General features: G+C 54.2%; 24 protein-coding genes and 1 pseudogene. 10 read left to right on the forward strand and 15 right to left on the reverse strand.

Translation table 11 applies throughout. The features are described from left to right. Positions 1–77 precede the first annotated feature (77 nt). Complete coding sequence (locus ACF8MC_RS12410; RefSeq protein WP_164105140.1) at positions 78–737, forward strand: hypothetical protein; 660 nt, start codon at positions 78–80, stop codon at positions 735–737. Between the two features lie 149 nt (positions 738–886). Here ACF8MC_RS12410 and ACF8MC_RS12415 read toward each other — a convergent pair whose 3' ends face one another. Next, complete coding sequence (locus tag ACF8MC_RS12415) at positions 887–1,147, reverse strand: hypothetical protein (RefSeq protein ID WP_239506353.1); 261 nt, start codon at positions 1,145–1,147, stop codon at positions 887–889. Positions 1,148–1,602: 455 nt separating this feature from the next. Here ACF8MC_RS12415 and ACF8MC_RS12420 point away from each other — a divergent pair, with 455 nt between their 5' ends. Continuing rightward, positions 1,603–2,391: a malate dehydrogenase gene (locus ACF8MC_RS12420; RefSeq protein ID WP_164105139.1), complete on the forward strand. Its 789-nt coding sequence runs from the start codon at positions 1,603–1,605 to the stop codon at positions 2,389–2,391. A gap of 253 nt (positions 2,392–2,644) precedes the next feature. Here the strand turns inward: ACF8MC_RS12420 and ACF8MC_RS12425 are convergent, their stop codons facing one another. Then, positions 2,645–2,899 (reverse strand): hypothetical protein, encoded by a 255-nt coding sequence (locus ACF8MC_RS12425; protein ID WP_306464036.1) that lies wholly within the window; start codon positions 2,897–2,899, stop codon positions 2,645–2,647. A gap of 365 nt (positions 2,900–3,264) precedes the next feature. Between ACF8MC_RS12425 and ACF8MC_RS12430 the strand changes: the two genes are divergently transcribed. Both ACF8MC_RS12430 and ACF8MC_RS12435 read left to right on the forward strand, forming a co-directional pair. Continuing rightward, a complete protein-coding gene (locus ACF8MC_RS12430) occupies positions 3,265–4,221 on the forward strand; it encodes a retron St85 family effector protein (protein ID WP_164105138.1) in 957 nt (318 codons plus the stop codon). Beyond that, a complete protein-coding gene (locus ACF8MC_RS12435) occupies positions 4,211–5,149 on the forward strand; it encodes a retron St85 family RNA-directed DNA polymerase (protein WP_164105137.1) in 939 nt (312 codons plus the stop codon). Before ACF8MC_RS12430 ends, ACF8MC_RS12435 begins: the two co-directional genes overlap by 11 nt. A gap of 827 nt (positions 5,150–5,976) precedes the next feature. On the opposite strand, the gene ACF8MC_RS12440 is transcribed toward ACF8MC_RS12435, so the two are convergent. The 5 genes from ACF8MC_RS12440 to ACF8MC_RS12460 form a co-directional block, all read right to left on the reverse strand. Then, entirely contained in the window at positions 5,977–6,201 is a 225-nt protein-coding gene (locus ACF8MC_RS12440; RefSeq protein WP_164105136.1) for a hypothetical protein, read from the reverse strand. Next, positions 6,161–6,808 (reverse strand): hypothetical protein, encoded by a 648-nt coding sequence (locus tag ACF8MC_RS12445; protein ID WP_064581110.1) that lies wholly within the window; start codon positions 6,806–6,808, stop codon positions 6,161–6,163. Before ACF8MC_RS12445 ends, ACF8MC_RS12440 begins: the two co-directional genes overlap by 41 nt. Before the next feature lie 159 nt (positions 6,809–6,967). Next, positions 6,968–8,629 carry a DUF2534 family protein gene (locus ACF8MC_RS12450; RefSeq protein ID WP_204350886.1) on the reverse strand — a complete coding sequence of 554 codons (1,662 nt, stop codon included), beginning with the start codon at positions 8,627–8,629 and terminating at the stop codon, positions 6,968–6,970. Positions 8,630–8,700: 71 nt separating this feature from the next. Next, positions 8,701–9,117 (reverse strand): DUF2946 domain-containing protein, encoded by a 417-nt coding sequence (locus ACF8MC_RS12455; protein ID WP_239506352.1) that lies wholly within the window; start codon positions 9,115–9,117, stop codon positions 8,701–8,703. A gap of 114 nt (positions 9,118–9,231) precedes the next feature. Next, entirely contained in the window at positions 9,232–9,684 is a 453-nt protein-coding gene (locus ACF8MC_RS12460; protein WP_033649793.1) for a GNAT family N-acetyltransferase, read from the reverse strand. 86 nt (positions 9,685–9,770) lie between these two features. Between ACF8MC_RS12460 and ACF8MC_RS12465 the strand changes: the two genes are divergently transcribed. Beyond that, on the forward strand, positions 9,771–10,505 hold the full coding sequence (locus ACF8MC_RS12465) for a bifunctional 2-polyprenyl-6-hydroxyphenol methylase/3-demethylubiquinol 3-O-methyltransferase UbiG (protein ID WP_033649792.1): 735 nt from the start codon (positions 9,771–9,773) through the stop codon (positions 10,503–10,505). Between the two features lie 62 nt (positions 10,506–10,567). On the opposite strand, the gene ACF8MC_RS12470 is transcribed toward ACF8MC_RS12465, so the two are convergent. Then, complete coding sequence (locus tag ACF8MC_RS12470) at positions 10,568–11,065, reverse strand: GNAT family N-acetyltransferase (protein ID WP_033649791.1); 498 nt, start codon at positions 11,063–11,065, stop codon at positions 10,568–10,570. 85 nt (positions 11,066–11,150) lie between these two features. Here ACF8MC_RS12470 and ACF8MC_RS12475 point away from each other — a divergent pair, with 85 nt between their 5' ends. Next, on the forward strand, positions 11,151–12,077 hold the full coding sequence (locus ACF8MC_RS12475; protein WP_033635666.1) for a LysR substrate-binding domain-containing protein: 927 nt from the start codon (positions 11,151–11,153) through the stop codon (positions 12,075–12,077). Here the strand turns inward: ACF8MC_RS12475 and ACF8MC_RS12480 are convergent. Then, the gene (locus tag ACF8MC_RS12480) at positions 12,072–12,587 is read right to left on the reverse strand and encodes a DUF1543 domain-containing protein (protein WP_033649790.1); all 516 of its coding nucleotides are present in this window, start codon (positions 12,585–12,587) and stop codon (positions 12,072–12,074) included. The genes ACF8MC_RS12475 and ACF8MC_RS12480 overlap by 6 nt on opposite strands. Positions 12,588–12,707: 120 nt before the next feature. Between ACF8MC_RS12480 and ACF8MC_RS12485 the strand changes: the two genes are divergently transcribed. Beyond that, entirely contained in the window at positions 12,708–12,890 is a 183-nt protein-coding gene (locus ACF8MC_RS12485) for a YodC family protein (RefSeq protein ID WP_025303973.1), read from the forward strand. 32 nt (positions 12,891–12,922) lie between these two features. Here the strand turns inward: ACF8MC_RS12485 and ACF8MC_RS12490 are convergent, their stop codons facing one another. Together ACF8MC_RS12490 and ACF8MC_RS12495 are read right to left on the reverse strand one after the other, a co-directional pair. Next, positions 12,923–13,201, reverse strand: coding sequence for a GNAT family N-acetyltransferase (locus tag ACF8MC_RS12490; protein ID WP_025303974.1), 279 nt, complete (start codon positions 13,199–13,201; stop codon positions 12,923–12,925). Position 13,202: 1 nt separating this feature from the next. Then, positions 13,203–13,432 (reverse strand): annotated as a pseudogene (locus tag ACF8MC_RS12495) ((4Fe-4S)-binding protein). Positions 13,433–13,624: 192 nt separating this feature from the next. On the opposite strand from ACF8MC_RS12495, the gene ACF8MC_RS12500 reads away from it, so the two are divergent. Further along, positions 13,625–14,038 carry a DoxX family protein gene (locus ACF8MC_RS12500; RefSeq protein WP_033635670.1) on the forward strand — a complete coding sequence of 138 codons (414 nt, stop codon included), beginning with the start codon at positions 13,625–13,627 and terminating at the stop codon, positions 14,036–14,038. A 50-nt stretch (positions 14,039–14,088) separates the two neighbouring features. Here the strand turns inward: ACF8MC_RS12500 and smrA are convergent, their stop codons facing one another. Then, positions 14,089–14,661: a DNA endonuclease SmrA gene (smrA, locus tag ACF8MC_RS12505; RefSeq protein ID WP_103773057.1), complete on the reverse strand. Its 573-nt coding sequence runs from the start codon at positions 14,659–14,661 to the stop codon at positions 14,089–14,091. A gap of 184 nt (positions 14,662–14,845) precedes the next feature. Between smrA and ACF8MC_RS12510 the strand changes: the two genes are divergently transcribed. Further along, positions 14,846–15,181, forward strand: a complete 336-nt coding sequence (locus tag ACF8MC_RS12510) for an MbeD/MobD family mobilization/exclusion protein (RefSeq protein WP_004928976.1) — start codon at positions 14,846–14,848, stop codon at positions 15,179–15,181. Between the two features lie 67 nt (positions 15,182–15,248). Further along, complete coding sequence (locus ACF8MC_RS12515) at positions 15,249–15,695, forward strand: DUF1198 family protein (RefSeq protein ID WP_025303978.1); 447 nt, start codon at positions 15,249–15,251, stop codon at positions 15,693–15,695. A 25-nt stretch (positions 15,696–15,720) separates the two neighbouring features. Here ACF8MC_RS12515 and ACF8MC_RS12520 read toward each other — a convergent pair whose 3' ends face one another. The 3 genes from ACF8MC_RS12520 to ACF8MC_RS12530 all read right to left on the reverse strand — a co-directional run bounded on the left by ACF8MC_RS12520 (position 15,721) and on the right by ACF8MC_RS12530 (position 18,327). Then, a complete protein-coding gene (locus ACF8MC_RS12520) occupies positions 15,721–16,059 on the reverse strand; it encodes a DUF2002 family protein (RefSeq protein WP_016929830.1) in 339 nt (112 codons plus the stop codon). Between the two features lie 91 nt (positions 16,060–16,150). After that, positions 16,151–17,332 carry an MFS transporter gene (locus ACF8MC_RS12525; protein WP_033635673.1) on the reverse strand — a complete coding sequence of 394 codons (1,182 nt, stop codon included), beginning with the start codon at positions 17,330–17,332 and terminating at the stop codon, positions 16,151–16,153. Positions 17,333–17,430: 98 nt separating this feature from the next. Continuing rightward, positions 17,431–18,327, reverse strand: a complete 897-nt coding sequence (locus tag ACF8MC_RS12530; RefSeq protein ID WP_033649787.1) for a LysR family transcriptional regulator — start codon at positions 18,325–18,327, stop codon at positions 17,431–17,433. Between the last annotated feature and the right edge of the window lie 2 nt (positions 18,328–18,329).

Here is an 18,329-nt window from a genome sequence, read left to right on the forward strand (position 1 = left end):
ACAAGGGGTTACGTGAAAGCGTAGCCCCTTTTTCTTACAAGTGGCGGCAAAATGGCGACAGCCAAATGCAGGTGGGTATGGAAGATATTAAAGCAGCCAGCACACGATTAATCCTATCCTCTGCTGGCCTCATTCTCTTTTTAGGGGGCTGGGCATCTTTCGCTGACTCGATCCCGATCGGGAGTCTGGGATTAAGAATTACTTCTCTTCGTATAGCTCCCATCATACTGATCGCATTTTGGGCTTTCAGTTGGCAGCGTTTTTTCGTGCTCTCCCGTACCGCTAACAAACCCGCAATTGATGATTTGTTACTCAAAAGCGTCAATGCATCTACACTTGCCCGCTCAATATTTCCCCCTAAACTCTTTGGTTTGCCTGGTGCTGTCGGGGTGCATAAGTGGGGGTGGGATCATTCAGAAATTCCACAGGCAGCTCCTGACAACCATATATTTTATAAACGCATGTTTTTTAGTCGTTTGTTCATGTTTCACTATTTTGGCAATGACACAAACGACAGTGCACTATGCGTACACTTTGGCCCGGTTGCTTCAAATATTAATAATGGGTCAGTAACACCACTTAAACGTGGTTACTGGAAATGCATTTGGTTTGAAATCAAAACATTAGCACCTAGATTTTTTGATACCCCTATCATCGGGTTTCACTATTTCCCCCATTTTTTCGCCTACGTCGCCTTTGTTTGCCTGCTCGTCTGGTGTTTTGGTTTGGTTACATAAATTTCAGTTCCATCGACACAGATTCATCCCCCAAAACCCTTGCCACACCTGGCTCGCCGCGTGCTGGCGACTTTTCCGCGCGATCCACTCCAAACGATCCGCGATCCACGTAATTTATATTTATCCCATATTTTTCAATGCATTGTGATTCACACCCATAACACTGCGTGATCCGAAAACTGAAAAACACTGAAATTCTTTTCAATCTTTTCAGTTTGGGATTGCTCGCAAAGCCCCAGGCGTGGCGCGGCTCGGCGGGGTGTTTTGTAGAAAATCAGAACTGAAAAAATTTCCTGATCCAAATTGCGCAGGCGGGTGCGGTGTAGTGCCGTTTTCGTGGGCAAGGTGTTTATTTCGTGGGATTTCTGCCGCGCTGGCGGCACGCTGCTGCGGTGATCGAATTTATTCACAGTGATATGTAGCCGGGCTAGAAAGCGGCTCAAAATGGCTTACAGGCAGCCAGATTGCTGGCATGAAAATATCCGGATGGGGCGGTCTGGTGTTTACTGGTCAAGGGTTGCCACGAACTGTAACATCTCGACGTCAGCTTTGAACGAAGAGCAGACATAGCACCGTCCGATACTAATCACAGCAGAAAATAAAATATTTATTCATTCCTTACTGAAAAGCTATGAAGTAAATAAATCGGATTTGGGCGCGTACGGCACTGGACAGTGCCGCATTTCCGGGCGGTTTTGTCCTGTCTCATTCCTTCGATCGGACAGGGGAATGCCGCAGCGGGTAGGATCACTGGGGGCACTGGATAGAATGACTGTTGACTCCAGTATGAAGAAAAGAAGGTTAAGTATGGTAGAGTTTCTATATGCTAAACCTTGTTACTCGACTATGCAGCCCGGAAGACACCATGACAAACCAACAACTGGAAGAAAGATTTAAGGCGCTTGAGAAAGATTATGAGGCGCTCATTTCCACAAAGTATACTGAGCGGAGCGTTCTCAATCACAGTATGGAAACTTATGTTGATTCCGGTAAATATCAAAACTGGATCTCCAGAGTGAAAAAGTTAATAGAGGACAGCTACGGAAAAGACTCTGATTATTACAATGACTTTAATACTGCAAGCGACAGTTGGTTTAGTAATTACAAGACCCTGATAAGAAGTTATAAGCCGTTGTTTGATGCGGCGAGAGATGATCTTGCGCACTCTACGGTCAGTACGAATACGCTTCAAGAAAGTTCAGCGCTGAGCCTTGTACTTAATATTCTTAACAGGTTTCCAGCCTTTGTTCGCCAGTTGAAGAGACGGCACAACGGTCGTGCGCCGCTTGAAGTTAATGATGAGTATGACGTACAGGATATGGTTTATGCGCTGCTGACGCTTCACTTTAATGATATAAGGGCGGAAGAGTATACCCCCAGCTTTGCGGGCGCAGCCTCAAGACAGGACTTTCTTTTGAAAAACGAGAAAATTGTGATCGAGGTGAAGAAAACCCGTGAGTCGCTGGGAGCCGGTAAAGTTGGCGGGGAGTTGCTTATTGATATGGCGCGCTACCGCGCTCATCAGGACTGCGATACGCTGATTTTGTTTGTATATGACCCAGATTGCTACATAAATAATCCTTTGGGTGTGAAAACCGATCTGGAATCTAAAGATGCGGAAGGAAAAGTGAAGGTGGTTATTGCGCAGTTCTGACACGCTTAAGTGTCACCTTACAGGATTAGTATAGGTCTGCTTTCAGCACGTGCCGGACGTTCACGTAAGCTCACCATCACCTTCATATCAGATCAGATCAAAACATTAAAACAGCCCGCGCGTGGCGGGCTGGTGTTTCCTGGTGCTGGCTTTCTTATTTGTTCAATTTCGACACGGTTACGCGCTCAAATGATAATTGGTTGTGTAGATCAATTACTCATTATTGATCGGTGCTGGCGATCAATATTTAGCCCTACCCAATCACTGGCGCGTATTTGGCTTTCAGCTGGCTGGACTTCGTGTCGGCGGCGCTGATTGCCCCCGCGTTCTGCGGTGCGCCGGTGTTGCTGTGGGTGTGTGCGGCAGTCTGCTGCGCCAGCTCCTCCTCCAGCGTTTCCAGCATCAAGGCCATCACGTTGATTTGCTGGCTCCCCACCCACACCACCGGGGCGATCACTTCCTGACGCGCTGCCGCTATGTTGCTGCGGATTTTGCCGATCTTCTCCATTATGCTGCCGGCCACCGCCGTGGTGGCAGCCCATCCTAAACAGCTAAGACTAAGGTCTTTACAGACAAAGGTGCTAGTTAGGAAGGAGATGCCTGTCACTTAGTCGTTCTGTTAGGCAAAAAAGTTTGAACATCGCCACTCATCATGCTATAAAAGAAAAACTCTTTAGCGTATGGGCTTTAGTTAAATAGCCTTGTCGGGCGTTTCGCCAGACACTAACTTATTGTTTAGATTTAGGGTTGCGTCAGATGCAAATCGGCCGATCCTGCTCGCTCACTCACACGATCGGCCGATTTGCATCCGCCGCATCCTTTAGTAAAGAGTTAAAAAGAGACTTAGGTCTCTTTTTTTATTTGGACAATTAGATGTACGAACAAATTATAAAAGATACATTTAAAAATCTTGAAGTTGAAAATTTCACTGTCATTAATAACAGCCTAAATTTAATATTTGTTTGTGGTGGGCTTGTAGATGTAAGACAACCCATTCCTACAAGTATGCGCGGACAGCTATACGCTTATACAGCTACTGAACATGAAGAGTTTCATAATTGCCTAAGGATGGCTGAATCTTTCAAAGACTATATTGAGTCAGGTCAGTATGATGATTTGCTTCATTTCGAGCACGACATCGCAAAAATATCATCACAAGTTCTTCTATTTCTCGAAAGCCCCGGATCATTAGTTGAGTTAGGGATATTTTCTTCTTTCGAAAACTTATATGATAAAATTTGTGTTATTGCACCAGAAGATCATGTTGAGAGCGAAGACTCATTTATTTTTTTAGGGCCACTAAAAAGAATATCCACTTATGTAAATGAAGCAGTACTCACATACCCATATGATGCCGAAAAGGGAAAGTTTGACACATCAGTGTGGGGCGAAATTTGCGAAGATATTCTTTCAAGAGTTAACAGTAAAAATAAGATTGAAAAATTCAGGAAAAATGATGACGGCCATCTATGTATGCTTATACTTGAGATAATAAATATCTGCTTTCCTGTTCAAATCTCTGAAATTGAATCAGTTCTTTTGTCTTTTCAAATTAAGATCCCGCAAAAACGTCTTTCTCAATTAATCTACCTACTACTCACATTAGAGCTAATACAAAAAAAGAAAAGAAGTTCAAATGCATATTTCTTCCCACCAAAGAAGCTGGCTAATGATAACTACATAAAATTTGGTTCTTATTCAGATAAAAAACAATTCGACAAAACAAAAAATAAAATAAATTTAAAGCAAGAACTCGCCTTTAATTTAAAGGATAAAGAACAACGACGCCTTAGTGTATTAGCCAAGTATGGTGAAGAAAATGACAAATAATCTAAAATCATTACGCAAGCTTTTACAAAGCACACTTTTTTTAAGTGATGATCTCATTAATATTTTTATTGCCACAGCTCCCTATAGATATAAGACTTATGAAATCAACAAAAGAAACTCCAATGAAAAGCGTAAAATTGCGCACCCTTCAAAGGAGCTGAAATTCATTCAACGGATTATTATTAAAGAACTATCTGATATACTGCCTGTACATGATTGTGCTTATGCTTATAGATCTGGGCGAGGAATCAAAGAAAATGCGCTCATGCACTCAAAAAATAGTTATTTGTTAAAACTGGATTTATCCAACTTTTTCAATTCGTTAACACCTGAAATATTTTTTGCTGAATGTAAAAGAAACAATATTGATTTTGATAAAGACAATGCCTCTATTATATCAAACTGTTTGTTCTATCGTGAGCATAGAAAATCAAGTTTAAAATTAAGTGTTGGAGCACCCAGCTCACCGTTTATCTCCAATGTAATAATGCACTCATTTGATAAAATTATTGAAACAGAGTGTCTGAATAGAGAGATAACATTCACAAGATATGCTGATGATATGACATTTTCGACAAATATAAAGAATACACTTATTGGATTTGACAATTTAATAAGGAAAGTTTTAATCGATCTGTTCAGAGACTCTATATCTTTAAATAATGATAAAACCATTCTTTCTTCGAAAGCTCATAATCGACATATTACGGGTATAACAATCTCGAACAATGATAACATCTCACTTGGGCGAGAAAGAAAAAGATTAATATCGTCAGCAATTCATCGTTTTTCTTATGATAAATTAGATCAGAAAGCCGTGGACAAGTTGAAGGGCTTGTTAGCTTTCGCACATTACATTGAACCTTCATTTGTGGCTGCAATGGAAAAAAAATACGGAAGGGAAACAATAAATAAATTAAAGAAGTAGAACAAAAATCACACTACAAAAACACCATTATAAAAGAGGTTTGACGCCTCTTTTATTTTGTATTAAATCGGTTACCCTCTATTTTACTTACCTCTTCAAAATATAATTTCACCTGTTATTTTTCAAGGATTTCTTTTAAGTTATACTTAAATATCTTTTCATAATCAACCAAAAATATGACTTTTCCTTTATATATTTTTCAATCAGTTTTTTATTTACCTCCTGCCTGTAAAATAGTTTTTTATATTTAACCTTTCTCTTATCCCTTCGATCTTAGTTGTCCTTCTATTGAAACGACTACCGCTCTTGAGTCTAAATTCATTTGTGGCTTAGTTTGCTGTTTCTGCATGATCAAGCATCCTATCAATAGAACCGCTATCAGATTTATCACGCCAAATATTGAAGCCATTTTGATTATAATTTTTGATTAGTTCTTTATTGTATTGTTTTTTTAAATCTGTTGAGTATTTTTGCAGCTTTTAACTTTTGAGTCTGTTGGTCTACTATATTTCTTGCTGAGTTTAAAGCGGTTGTTGTTATTCCTAATGAGTTGTTCACTCTGGTTAATGTATGTTGTGTCTGATGTAATGTTGTGCTGACTGATTCGTGTCCGCTCGAACCAATGAGGGATGGAATCGATGATTAAGTGTATGATGAGCTGCCTGCCTAATCGGACCACCAATCCACTAACGACACAGTTTCCCTGGCGGCTCCGCTCAGATCCAGTAAAAAACAGCCCCCCCGAAAGCCTTGGGAATGCAGTAGATGAAATGATTGGCACAGTGGAATCTTTGCAATGGCGACAAGAAAATTACGTCGCCACTTTGTTACCGCTCCCCACGCAGCCATGCAATCGCCAGGGTGATTAGATAGCCGGCAACGAAGAACCCAACAAAGCCAGCAACCTTCATCACTGCCCCATCAAGTAAGAACAGCGACACGAAAGCAGCAATCGCGCAAACGCCGGTTACTATCGCTTCCAAAGCATGCGAAGCACCTAACCCTATATACTTAGTGAGTTTTCTGGTTAGAGAGGATTTTGCAGAGTTCATTCTGAATACCTTTACAAAGCATAGGGTGACTGTTAATGAATTGGAGATAAGGCTCTAGTTGCTCCTCAACCAAGAAATATGCCATATCTAAATTTAACGCCGACACCTTCCGGTATGTTTGAGGAAACTTAACTTGCATTCGTCGGGATGCTTGGGCTGCCTCTTCGATAAGTCCCTGTAACATTACAAGGTTGAGAGTGAACGAAGCGCCAAAGCGTACAAATTGTTTATACGCCAATGCAGAGGTCGCTTTCCTTAGCATCATGTGAGCCGCAAATTGCGCCAATGCAAATTGGCCCCCAGTTCGTCCACCAAGACGACCGGCACCATAGGCTAGTTTATTATTGATGGATTCTTTACCGCTAGCGTCTAATTTCTGATAGAAATCAGTGATCACAATAGTAATCAGGCGTCGTAAGGGTTCTTCACTGTTACCCATCGACTTAACCATACGGGCGAAACGTTCTGTTTCTTCTTGGTTTCTAGTCTTGAGGCTACTACCAGCCAATCCAGCCCCCTGCCAAGTGCGAACGACGCCATGATACATCCCGCTGGGAATAGTCGAAATTCCATCCAAAATTCCATATGCAACTTGCTTTGCGTCCATTCACTTTCCTTAAGCAAAATGTGTCCAGCTCAGAGAATAACCAAACCAGGGAGCGATTACCAATTCACACATTCTTCAGTTGCACCGTACAGGCGATGATACTCGCTTAAACCCCATTCCCAAATATCCGGCATGCCCGCAGGCATGCCGGACGCTACCTCACCGCCCCTCGTTCTCCCCCAGGAAGAAATACCACAGCGGAATGGAAAGCAGCAGGGTGAACACCAGCGTATACAGCAGCACCATCAGGCTCTGCATGATCACCATCTGGGCGCTCCAGTCGCCGATCGGCAGCTGAAACTGCTCGACAGTGCCGCCAAGGATCGCTCGGCCCATCACGCAGCCGACCGCCAGCGCCACCGTCGCCACCGCCGCGCGGAACTTGCGCACCTCGGCGCGGCGGGCGGCCGCTTCCGGCGTTTCGTTCTGAAGGCCTTGCCGCTGGCCGCGCCAGCGCCACACGTCCACCAGCAGCAACGCCGCGAGGCTCACGCCCATCACCGGCAGGCAATACCCCAGTACGGAAGCCACCAGCAGCGTGACGGCACGCGCCGGTAGGGAAAGCGCCAGCCAGGCGGCGACCAGCGTATGCACCGGATGCTGCGCCCCTGCCGCCGGGCGGCGGATCCACCACATGCGGTAACCCAACGCAATCATCAAGCACAGCCCAAGGCCGAACGCCGCCAGCAGCAGCTGATTCGGCAAGCCGAACAGAATGCCCATGTGGGCGTCGATGCCCCAGCGGGTCAGCTTGGCGATCAGCGGGAAGGTGTCGAACCGCACCTGATCGATGACGGCGAAGCTTTGCGGTGCGATGGCAACCGCGTCCACCTGCGTTGGCCAGCTGCGATCCACTTCGGTTACCGTCCAGGCTTTGCCCTCGCCTTTCGGCTGGCGCAGCTCGACCTTGGCGGCGCCTATTCCAGCGGCGCGCGCAGCGTGCAGCGCCCGATCCCAGTCGCCGTTCAGCGCATTGCTCTGCGCGGCAGGCCCCATCTTCATGCCCGGCATCATCCCGTGGTGCTCGGCGTGCGGATCGGCCGGCGTCTGCGGTGCATCGGCCTGCAGGCTGGTGTTGACCTGCGGCGTCAGCCAGCCCAGGTTGGCCCGCAGCGCGTCGATGTTGCCGCCGGCCCACTGCGACCAGGTCAGCCCGGTAGCCGAGAAGAACAGCAGCCCGGCCAGCAACGCCACGCCCAGCGTGATATGCCAATGGCGGCTGGCGGCAAAGCCCCCTTTCGCCCTTTTCAGCTTGCGCTTCGGCCGCGTCGCCAACCACAGCGCCACGCCGCCCAGCGCGGCCACCCACAGCCAGGAGGCCGCCAGCTCGCTGTAGTTACGCCCCAGATCGCCGAGCAGCAGGCTGCTGTGAAGCTTGTCCAGCCAAGTGCGCAGCGGCAGCACGCCGGAGGTGCCGTACACCGTCATATCGCCCTTGATCGCCAGGGTATAAGGATCGACAAACAGCGCGCGCGACTCGGAAGCACCCAGATCGGCACCCGCGAACTGTACGCGCGTGGTGTCCATTGCGCCGGGTGCCGGGCGCACGGCGTAAATGCGCGCCTCGTCACCCACCGCGCGGCGGGCGGCGGCGATCTGGTCAGCCAGCGATCTCGCCTGCCCGTGCGGTTCGGTGAAAAGCGCATCGCGATACAGCGCCTCTTCAAGCTGCGGCGTCAACACATACAGCGTGCCGGTCAATGCAGCGACCAGAATAAAAGGAGCGACCAGCAGGCCGATATAAAAATGCAGCCGTCTGATCAGGTTCAGCATCGCGCCACGCGGCGATGCGGCAGGTGGAGTTTTGGTTATGGAAGACATGGCCTTTCTCGTTTTTCAAACTGTGCGCGCAGGCAAACCGTCCGCAGCGATACGGACGGCGTTACCCATGATCAAGCAATAGGGAAAAACGGTTGGCCGGGCGGCCCGCGCGGGCTCGGCCGCAGAACAAGGCGCCGAATGGGCGGAGAAACGATGCGCGGCGCGCTAGGCAGGCGCGCGATGCGCGCCATCAGCCACAGCAGCGGGACGAATGTCCACAGCAGCAGCGGCACGTGGATCAGCAGCTCGCAATAACCGCAGAAAATCATTTCCGCAGGATCCATGCCGTGGTGGCCGGCATGCTCGGCGGCGGGCATCGCCATCGCGTGCATGTCGTGCGGCATAGCGGCGTCCGTCTGCGCCATGCCGCCCATCATCTGGTGGTGCATCAGCGATTTCGACACCACCGGCGCCACAAACAGCAACAGCACCGCCATAATGGCGATGCAGGCGGTAAAGCGTTGCTGTAGCTGGCGTGACACTCTCATCGCGGCGGCGAATTAACCCGGTCGGTGGCGAACAAGCGGCCAGTGTAACCCGCGATGCGCGATGAGGTGAACGAAAAGAAAAGTCAGGTTTGTCTTACGCACACCCGGCGGCGATCACAACGCCCGCGAATAGACCCGCGAGGCTTCGCCCCAGGGGTGATACCCGAGCCCGTTGTAAACGAAGCCGCTGCGCTCGTAATACCCCTCCAGATCGGTGCACAGGTGCAGCTGCGGGAAGCCCAGTCGGCGGGTTTCCGCCGCCACATGCTCAATCAGTTTGGCGCCGTGGCCCCGGCCGCGCTGCGCTTCCTCTACATAGAGCGCACACAGCCAGGGATACAACTCCCCACGGCTGATAAAGTCGTTGGTGATAAGCCCCGCGCAGCCGAGGATTTGGTCATTTTCCATCAGCAGGTACCACTGCGGCAGCGGGTTGGCGGCGCCGAGGCTGCGGTTGATGGCGTCTTCATACATCATCAGCGTCTCTGCCGTGGCCCAGTGCCGCTGAAAATACGCAATGGCGCGCGGCGCCAGCTCGGGCGCTTGCCGCACCGAAATCATGTCCATCATCATTCCCGTTATTCATGTTGTCAGCGTAGAATTATGCAGCAATATGCAGGGTATGGCAGCGGCATTCATCCCAAGGAGTCATCATGACGCAAAACATCTATGACAATCAGGCCTTTTTCGACGGCTATGCGCAGCTCAGCCGCTCGCAGCACGGCCTGGACGGCGCGCCGGAATGGCCCGCCATCCGCCGCATCCTGCCGGATTTGCAGGGCAAAAGCGTGGTTGATCTCGGCTGCGGCTACGGCTGGTTCTGCCGCAGCGCGCGCGAACAGGGTGCAGCCAGCGTACTGGGGCTGGACGTCTCGGAAAAAATGCTGGCCAAGGCGCGGGAGATGACCGCCGACGCGGGCATCGCGTATCGTCGGCAGGATTTGGCGCAGCTGCAGCTGCCGCCGGAAAGTTACGATCTGGTCTACAGCTCGTTGACGCTGCACTACCTCGAGGATCTGGCCGCGCTGTTCGCCACGGTTTACGCCGCGCTGAAACCCGGCGGGCAGTTCATCTTCACCGCCGAGCACCCGATCTACACCGCCCCGGCGCAGCAGGGCTGGCTGACCGACGGCAACGGACAGAAATCCTGGCCGGTGAACGGCTACCAGCGAGAAGGCCAGCGCGTTTCCAACTGGCTGGCGGAAGGTGTCATCAAGCAGCACCGCACGCTCGGCGGCTATATCAACCCGCTGGCGCAGCAAGGCTTTATCATCCAGCATTTGAACGAATGGGGCCCCAGCGCGCAGCAAATTGCCGCTAATCCGGCGCTGGACGAAGAGCAGGAGCGCCCGATGATCTTCATTCTCGCCGCCCGCAAACCCGCCTGATTGATCCGCAGTAAACCGTTCACATCACCACAGTTGGGGAGGCCGCCTCCCCCCAACGGCTATTATGCCGGCAGCGCCGCCCCGTGCGCCGCGAAGTGCGTCAGCGCCTCGCCTTCCATACGATAGCGCACCCACTCGCCCTGCGGCTGCGCGCCGATGCTGAGGTAGAAATCGATGGCCGGTTGGTTCCAGTCCAGCACGCTCCACTCCAGGCGGCCGCACTGCCGTTCGCACGCCAGCTGGGCGATGTGCCGCAACAGCTTTTTACCGGCGCCCGCGCCGCGATGCTTCGGCGCCACGTACAGGTCTTCCAGATAGATGCCGTTTTTACCCAGCCAGGTGGAGTAACTCATAAAGAACACCGCATAACCCGCCGGCTCGCCGTTTACCGTACAAATCAGCGCTTCGGAACAGGCGCCCGGCCCAAACAGGCTGCGTTCGATATCTTCCACGCTGGCCAGCACCTGCTCGCGCGCCTTTTCGTACACCGCCAGCTCGATAATCATATCCAGAATCAGTTTGGCGTCGCTTTTTTGCGCCGGGTAAATCTCAATGGTCATGGCAAATCCTGAGTGTGTTGATGGCTGTGCTTGCCAGCATATCGCGCCTCAAATACTGTATGAACTGCATTTTCATCAACAGGTAATGAATATCATGCATCTGGATTTGAAACGCCTCGATCTCAATCTGCTGCTGGTGTTCGAAGCGGTGTATCGGCTGCGGTCGGTGACGCGCGCCGCGGCGGAGCTGGCTCTCAGCGCGTCGGCGCTGAGCCACGCGCTGATCCGGCTGCGCAAGGCGCTGGCGGACGAGCTGTTTTACCGGGTCGGCAACGACATGCACCCGACGGTGTATGCCGACAGCCTGGCCCCAACCGTCAGCGAAAGTCTGGCGCTGCTGGCCAAAGGGCTGCATCCGCGCCCGCGCTTCGTTCCCGCCGAAAGCCGGGAGAGCTTCACCTTCGCCATTACCGATTACACCGCCTTCGCGGTATTTCCCGCGCTGATGGCGCAGATGCAGCGCCTGGCGCCGGGGCTGTCGTTCCAGCTGCGCTATTCCGAGCGCAAAGTGGCGCTGAACGATCTGCTGGCGGGGCGCATCGACTTCGCGCTGGGCTTTACCGAAACCGACGGCGAAAGCTACCCGGAGATCGACGAAGTGAGCTGGCTGGAGGATGAGTATGTGGCGATTTGTTCACCCGCCTTCAGCGTCAAATACGGCGAACTGACGCTGGAAAACTACCTGCGGGCGCGCCATCTGGTGGTGACGCCGTGGAACGAACAGCGCGGCGTCATTGACTATCAGCTCGATAAGCTGGGGCTGCAGCGCGATATCGCCATCCGCACGCCTTCGCTGCTGGGAGCGCCGTTCATCGTCGCCGACAGCGAACTGGTGATGAGCATGCCGCGCTACGCCGCGCAAAAATTGCGGCAGGCGGCGGCGCTGGCTATCCATCCCCTGCCGTTTCCGGTGCCGCCGTATCAGATCAAAATCTACCTGCACCGCAAAAACGGCCGGCCGGAGGCCTGCCGCTGGTTGCGGCAACAGCTGCAGGCGCTGGCGGCGCTATAACGCGGGTTCGCCGATCGGCAGATACCCCTGCCACAGCGGCCGGGCCGGTTTGCCGTGCGGGTTGGCCCGCAGATGCACGTGGTAGCCCTGCAGCGCCTGCAGCAGCAGGCAGTCGTCCACCTCGGCCAGGTCATCCTTGTGCTGCTGCGCGCTGTCCGTCAGCAGCACCCGTTTGGCTTTGTCCTTCGCCTCGTCGGCAGAGCGCGCCACAAACAGGCCGAACTGGTGCAATTCCGCCAGCTCATCGCTGCGGTAGCCGCCCACGTTGACGAAAAACAGCTTCTCTTCACCGGCGAACGGCGCAGGCTCCAGGCTCACGTCGTAACCGTCCGCCCAGTCGATGCGCGCATAGCCGTCGACATGCACCTTGCGCTTATCGCCGAACCACTTTTCACGCAGCAGCGGATACGCCTCTTCCGGCCGATCCGCCGCCGCGAACTGCACGTCGTGCAGCTCAATATTGGCGCCCGGCGCCGTACCGCCCACATAAAACATCAATAATCCCGGCATGTTAGTCTGCTCTCCTTGGTGATAATCGCTATATAAAATAATGCATAGCGAAACATCTGCCAACGGCGGCGCCATTCTGTGTTATCAATAGGTAAGGTTTAATCTGTTGTGGAGGAACGCATGGCATTCAATATCGGTGATTTTGTTCAACGCACCACCGGCGGCCCAAAGATGACCGTGGTGGCGATCGACGGCGAAACCCTGGTTTGCAGCTGGAATGAACTGGGTAAAGAGCAGCGCACGGAGGTGCAGGCCAGCGACGTGGCGCTGTACCACGAAGACGGCGATTTCGGCGTCTGCTGAATAACCGGGGCGCGCCGCGCCCCGTTATCGCGTCAGGCGCGAATGTCCTGATAGGCCGGCGTGGTATCGAACTCGTGTTTGGCGAACGGGCACAGCGGAATGATTTTACGCTGCTCCGCGCGCATTTTCTCCACCACCAGCGCCACCAGCTTTTTACCGACGCCCTGCCCCTTCAATGACTCATCCACCCAGGTGTGATCGATAATGGTCAGCTTGTCGCCGCTCGGCACGAAAGAGATCTCGGCGATCAGCTTGCCTTGTTCGTCATTGATATAAAAACGCTTCTCGTCTGCCAGTATTTTATGATCCATATTATTTCTCCCTATATTTCAGTGCGCCGCTGGGGCAGGTGTCGATGACGCGTTTCACTTCGGCCGGCTCGGCATTGTCGGCATAATCCACGGGCGGCGGTTCAAGGTAAAAATAGCCGCGTTGCCACGCACGCAGTTGGCAGAATGGCGGCATATCGCGCTGTTAAAATAAACGTCAATCTTATCACCGGAATAACGGCGGTAACCGGCGGCGGTCAATTCCTCGTCCATCTTGGCCTCACATTGCCTGTTTTATTGTTTTTGCTCCGGGTTCAAGTATAGGCAATGCCGCCGGCTTCACCACGCGTCTCGCACACCGAAAAAAGTGGCGCAACCGCCCGTCGCCGCTAGAAAAAAACGTAAATTGTTCTAATCTTTATTCAGTAAGACAACATAATTCCGACAGTGGCTAAGGAGTTCGAAATGGGTGATAGCTCAAAAGACGGCGTCATTCTGCTGTCCCGCATATTACTGATGATTCTGTTTATCATTTTCGGCTGGATGAAATTGGTCAACTTCGGTGCGACCGTCACGGCGATGGAAGGCTATGGCACACCGATGCCTTATTTGGCGGCGATCGTTGCCGTGCTGGTGGAGTTTATTTTCGGCATCGCGCTTATTCTCGGTCTGTTTACTCGCCCTATCGCGGTCATTTTCGCCCTGTATGTTTTGGGCACCGCGTTTATCGGCCATCCGTTCTGGAAAATGACCGGCATGGAAATGATGGGCAACGAAATCAACTTCTTTAAAAACATCAGCATCATTGGCGGCTTGCTGTTGCTGGCGGTGACCGGCGCCGGCCGTTATTCGCTGGACTATAAAATATTTAATAAATAATTCATCGATGGCCGGCGACTCTCGCCGGCCATTTTATTTCCGCTATCCTTTCAACGGCTGCGCTTGGCGTGGCGCTCAAAGTTTTCCGCCCTGGCCTGCGCCGATTTTCGCAGCGTGACGTAGCAGGCGCCCTCGCCGCCGTCGCGCGGTAAGGCGCGGCAAAACGCCTGCACCTGTTCAAACTGCGCCAGCCATTTGGCGACGTAACTGCGCACGATATTCGGATGGCTTTCGTTCTGCCGCCCGCGGCCGTGCACGATCAGCAGCGAACGCAGGTTTTGCGCCTCCGCCTGCAAGATGAAGCGAAACAGCGCCTGCCGGCTGGCTTCGACCGGCTGGCGCAACAGGTTCAGCGAAGCCTGCGGCGGGTAACGCCCGTTGCGCAGCTTGTCCAGCACGCCCTGCTGAATGCCTTCCCCTTTGAACTCCAGCGGCTGTTCACAGGGGATCACCTCGAGGAAATCGGTGCTGAGGAAGTTTTCCTGCCGCAGCCGCTGCGCTTCGCGCCGCGCGCTTTTGTCTACCGTCTCCTGCGGCTTGAGGTACAGCGTCTGCCGCCCGCTCGCCAGCGGCACCACGTCCGCCATCGCCTGTTCAAAAAAGTCTTTTTCCTGCTCGCTCATATTCCACCTCTCTTGAACGGCAGCCTTTACGGCCGGGAATGGGGTCGATTGTAAGACGCCTTGCCACGGTTGCAAGCCGGGAATTGTCAGCGGCATTTGTCTCATTTGTCGTCAACGGGTGAGCTTGCGAACAGTTTTCGCTATACTGCTAAGCCATCATTGAGTGCCGCAAAGGATCGAGCCCATGACAATGCGCGAGCTGGAAATCCAGTTTCAAAATGCGATGAATGAGTTGCAGAGCAGCTTCGAACGGCAACACCGCGAATGGCAGCAGAGCTATCAGGCGCTGCAGCAACTGCTGGAAGAAGCCAAACAGCGCGAAGCCGCACTGCGGGCGCAGAATGAACAACTGGCGCGCAAACTGAGCACCGCCAGTTCGGTGCCGGAGCAGCATGCGCTGGTGAAGCAGATCAAAATGCTCGGCGCCCATCTGGATGCGCTGGCCAAAGACGCGGCCACCTTCAATCACCACCTGCGCCAACAGAGCGCGGTCGGTAATTTCAGCGGCGAACAGCATTGATAGCGGGCGCTGTCGCACAGCGCCTCCCGCCCCTCTTCTGGCGTATTGAGAGTGTAATAAAGCCTAAATGACCTGGATCATCCTCGCCGCCCTGATCGTCGTATTTATCATCGGTTACCGCATCCTGACGTCCGACACCCGCAAAGCCATCGATTCGCTGGCCCATCTGCTGAGGGTCAAGCCGATGCTGATTGAATCGATGATCCAGGAGATGGGCGGCCGCCAAAGCCAGACCTTTATCCGCATGCTGAACAACGGCTACACCGAAGAGATGCACCAGGCGGCTTATCTGCTGTTCATCTACCTGACGTTCATCAAACAGGCGGACGACGAGCAGATTGCCCTGTGGCGCGACGTGCTGCTGCGCGCCGGGCTGTCGCCGGAGCTGCACGCCGAGCACACCGAAGCGGCGCTGTTTTACTTCGCCGAGCTGGATATCGATGCGTTTGAACTGGCGCAGTTCCGCCGCGCCTACAATGAGCGTTTCAACCGCGAAGCGTTGGCCCACGGCTGATCGCGTCCCCCGGGCGGGGGACCGATTACAGGAACATGCTGTAGAGGTAGCGCGACAGCGCTTCGCGCGAGCTGAAGCCGTGTGCGATGCCGTAACGCTGGTTCGGGGCGTCGCTGCTTAAATCCAGGGGAAACTCCAGATACTGCTCGCTGGTGCGCACCGGAGAGGTCGGCGTGGCGAAATGCACGCTTCTCTCTTTCAGAGCCGGGTGGATCACCAATGCGGTTCTGCCCATCCGCGCTTCGCGATTCACATACACGTAGTGTGTACCCTTGCGGTAGCCATAGGCCTGGTCGGTGACATAATCACGCTCAAAGCCGGTATTCTCCAACACTTTAGCCACTTCATCCGGCCGTAAATACATCGATTCCTCCTCTCATTCTGGACCGCTGAGCGACCTTACCGTAATCATTCACCGAAACAATGATTTTCTGGGGAGGAATCCGGGTTTCAGACTATTCCTGAATGGCTCGGCTGCGCTGCAGCAGACGCAGGGTGAGCAGCACCCCGAGCGCCACCAGCAGCGCCGCCGCCAGATAGATCGACGGCACGCCCGCTTGCCCAATCAGCAGCCCGGCCAGCGGCCCGGTGATGCCCAGCGCCAGATCGAGGAATGCCGAATAGGTGCCGAGCGCCGTGCCCTGGTTCTGCGGCGGCACCTGTTTCACCGCCTCGACGCCCAGCGCCGGGAACACCAGCGAGAAACCGGCGCCGGCCAGCAACGCGCCGGTTTGCACCATCCAGGGTTCGCCGGCCTGCCAGATCAACAGCAACCCGACGATCTCGACCAGAAACGACGCCAGCGTCACCTTCAGACCGCCGTGGCGGTTGATGACGTTGCTGAAGATCAGACGGATGCCGACGAAGGCGCAGCTGAACAGCGTCAGCGAAAACGCCGCGCCGCTCCAACCTTTGTCGGCGTAGTAAAGGGTGATGAACGTGGCGATCACGCCGAAGCCGACGGTGCCCATCGCCAGCCCGAGGCCATAGGCCCAAATGCGGCCGAACACCGCGCGAAAGGCGATGCGCTGCCCGGCGGCGATCGAAACGTCCGGCTTGCCGCTCGCCAACAGCAGCGCCACCGCAACCGCCAGCACGATCAGCGCCGCCACCCCGGCCAATCCCCACTGCTGATTCAGGTACACGCCGAGCGGCGCCCCGGCCGCCATCGCCCCGTAGGTGGCGACGCCGTTCCAGGAAATCACCCGCGCGGTGTGCATCGCTCCGACCCGGCCGATACCCCACAGCGTGGAACCGGTGCTGGCGAAGCTTTCGCCGACGCCGAGAAACACCCGCCCCACGCACAGCAACAGCAGGCTGAGCCACGGGTAACCGTCAACGCCGAACGCCAGCGCATAAAACAGGCCGCTGGCGCCGCAGCACGCCAGGCCGAACAGCACCACCTTTTTCGGCCCCAGCTGATCGGCATAGCGCCCGGCGTGCGGGCGGCTGAACAGCGTGGCGAAGTACTGCGCGCTGATGATGAGGCCCGCCAGCACCGAATTGTAACCCAGGTGGTCATGCACAAATCCCGGCAGCACCGCCAGCGGCAGGCCGATGGTCAGGTAGCAGACGAAGGTGAACATCACCACGGACAGAATGCGTCGGTTCAGCTGGAGGTTATTTTCTGCGGTCATCGAAGGTGGCTCGCATCGGACGGGGTAGACAGAGATTGCCAGCATACCCCGATGGGATCTGATGATAAATGAGAGAGTTATAACGAATTATTATTTCGCTAACGGTTGGCCGCCACCCGCGCGCGTAGAAAATCGATAAACGCCCGCACCTTTTCCGGCACGTGGCGGGTATTCGGGTAGAGCGCGTAGATGCTCTGCTCGGGGAAACGGTGATCCGGCAGCAACCGCTGCAGCCGGCCGGCGTCGATTTCGGGCTGCGCCAGCCACGCCGGCAGCAGCGCCACCCCGGCGCCATGCAGGGCGAATGCCAGCAATGCCGCGGCGCTGTCGCCGGTGAGCGTCGCGGCGTCCGCCACCTTGAACAGCACCGCTTCGCGCTGCGGCGTGGCCACCTGCCAGCTGAGCGGCGAACTGAGCCGGCTGTGGGCGATCCACTGCGCCTGCGCCAGCTCGGTCAGCGAATGAATCGGTCGCTCGGCCAGGTAACCCGGCGACGCCACCGGAAAAATGGCGAAACTGTCGATCAGCGCCGCGCGGTGGCTGGAATCCGCCAGCTGGCCCAGGCGGATCGCCACGTCAAAGCGCTCCGAGATCAGATCGGCGTGATAAGAAGAAGAGACATGCTGGATGCGCAGCCGCGGATGCTGCCGCGAAAACGCCGCCAGCGCCGGCACCACCACCTGCGCGCCGTACTCCGGCGTACTGGTGATGCGCAGCACGCCGCTCAGCCCGTGGTGATCGCGGCGCACGTCGTCCAGCACGTTTTCCGCCTCCTGCAGCAGCTGCAGGCTGCGCTGGTAAAAGCGCTCGCCGGCGTCGGTCAGCGACAGCCGCCGGGTGCTGCGCGCCAACAGTGACACCCCCAGCTCGTTCTCCAACTGCTTGACGTTAAAGCTCACCACCGCCTTGGTTTGCCCCAGCGCCGCCGCCGCCGCGGTAAAGCTGCCCGCTTCCACTACCGCCGCGAAGATCGCCAGGCGCTGCAAATTCAGCATTT

The organism is Serratia sp. LACPHL-BACT-2024-00286 (assembly GCF_043109535.1).
In the GTDB taxonomy this organism is placed as follows: Bacteria; Pseudomonadota; Gammaproteobacteria; order Enterobacterales; family Enterobacteriaceae; genus Serratia; species Serratia sarumanii.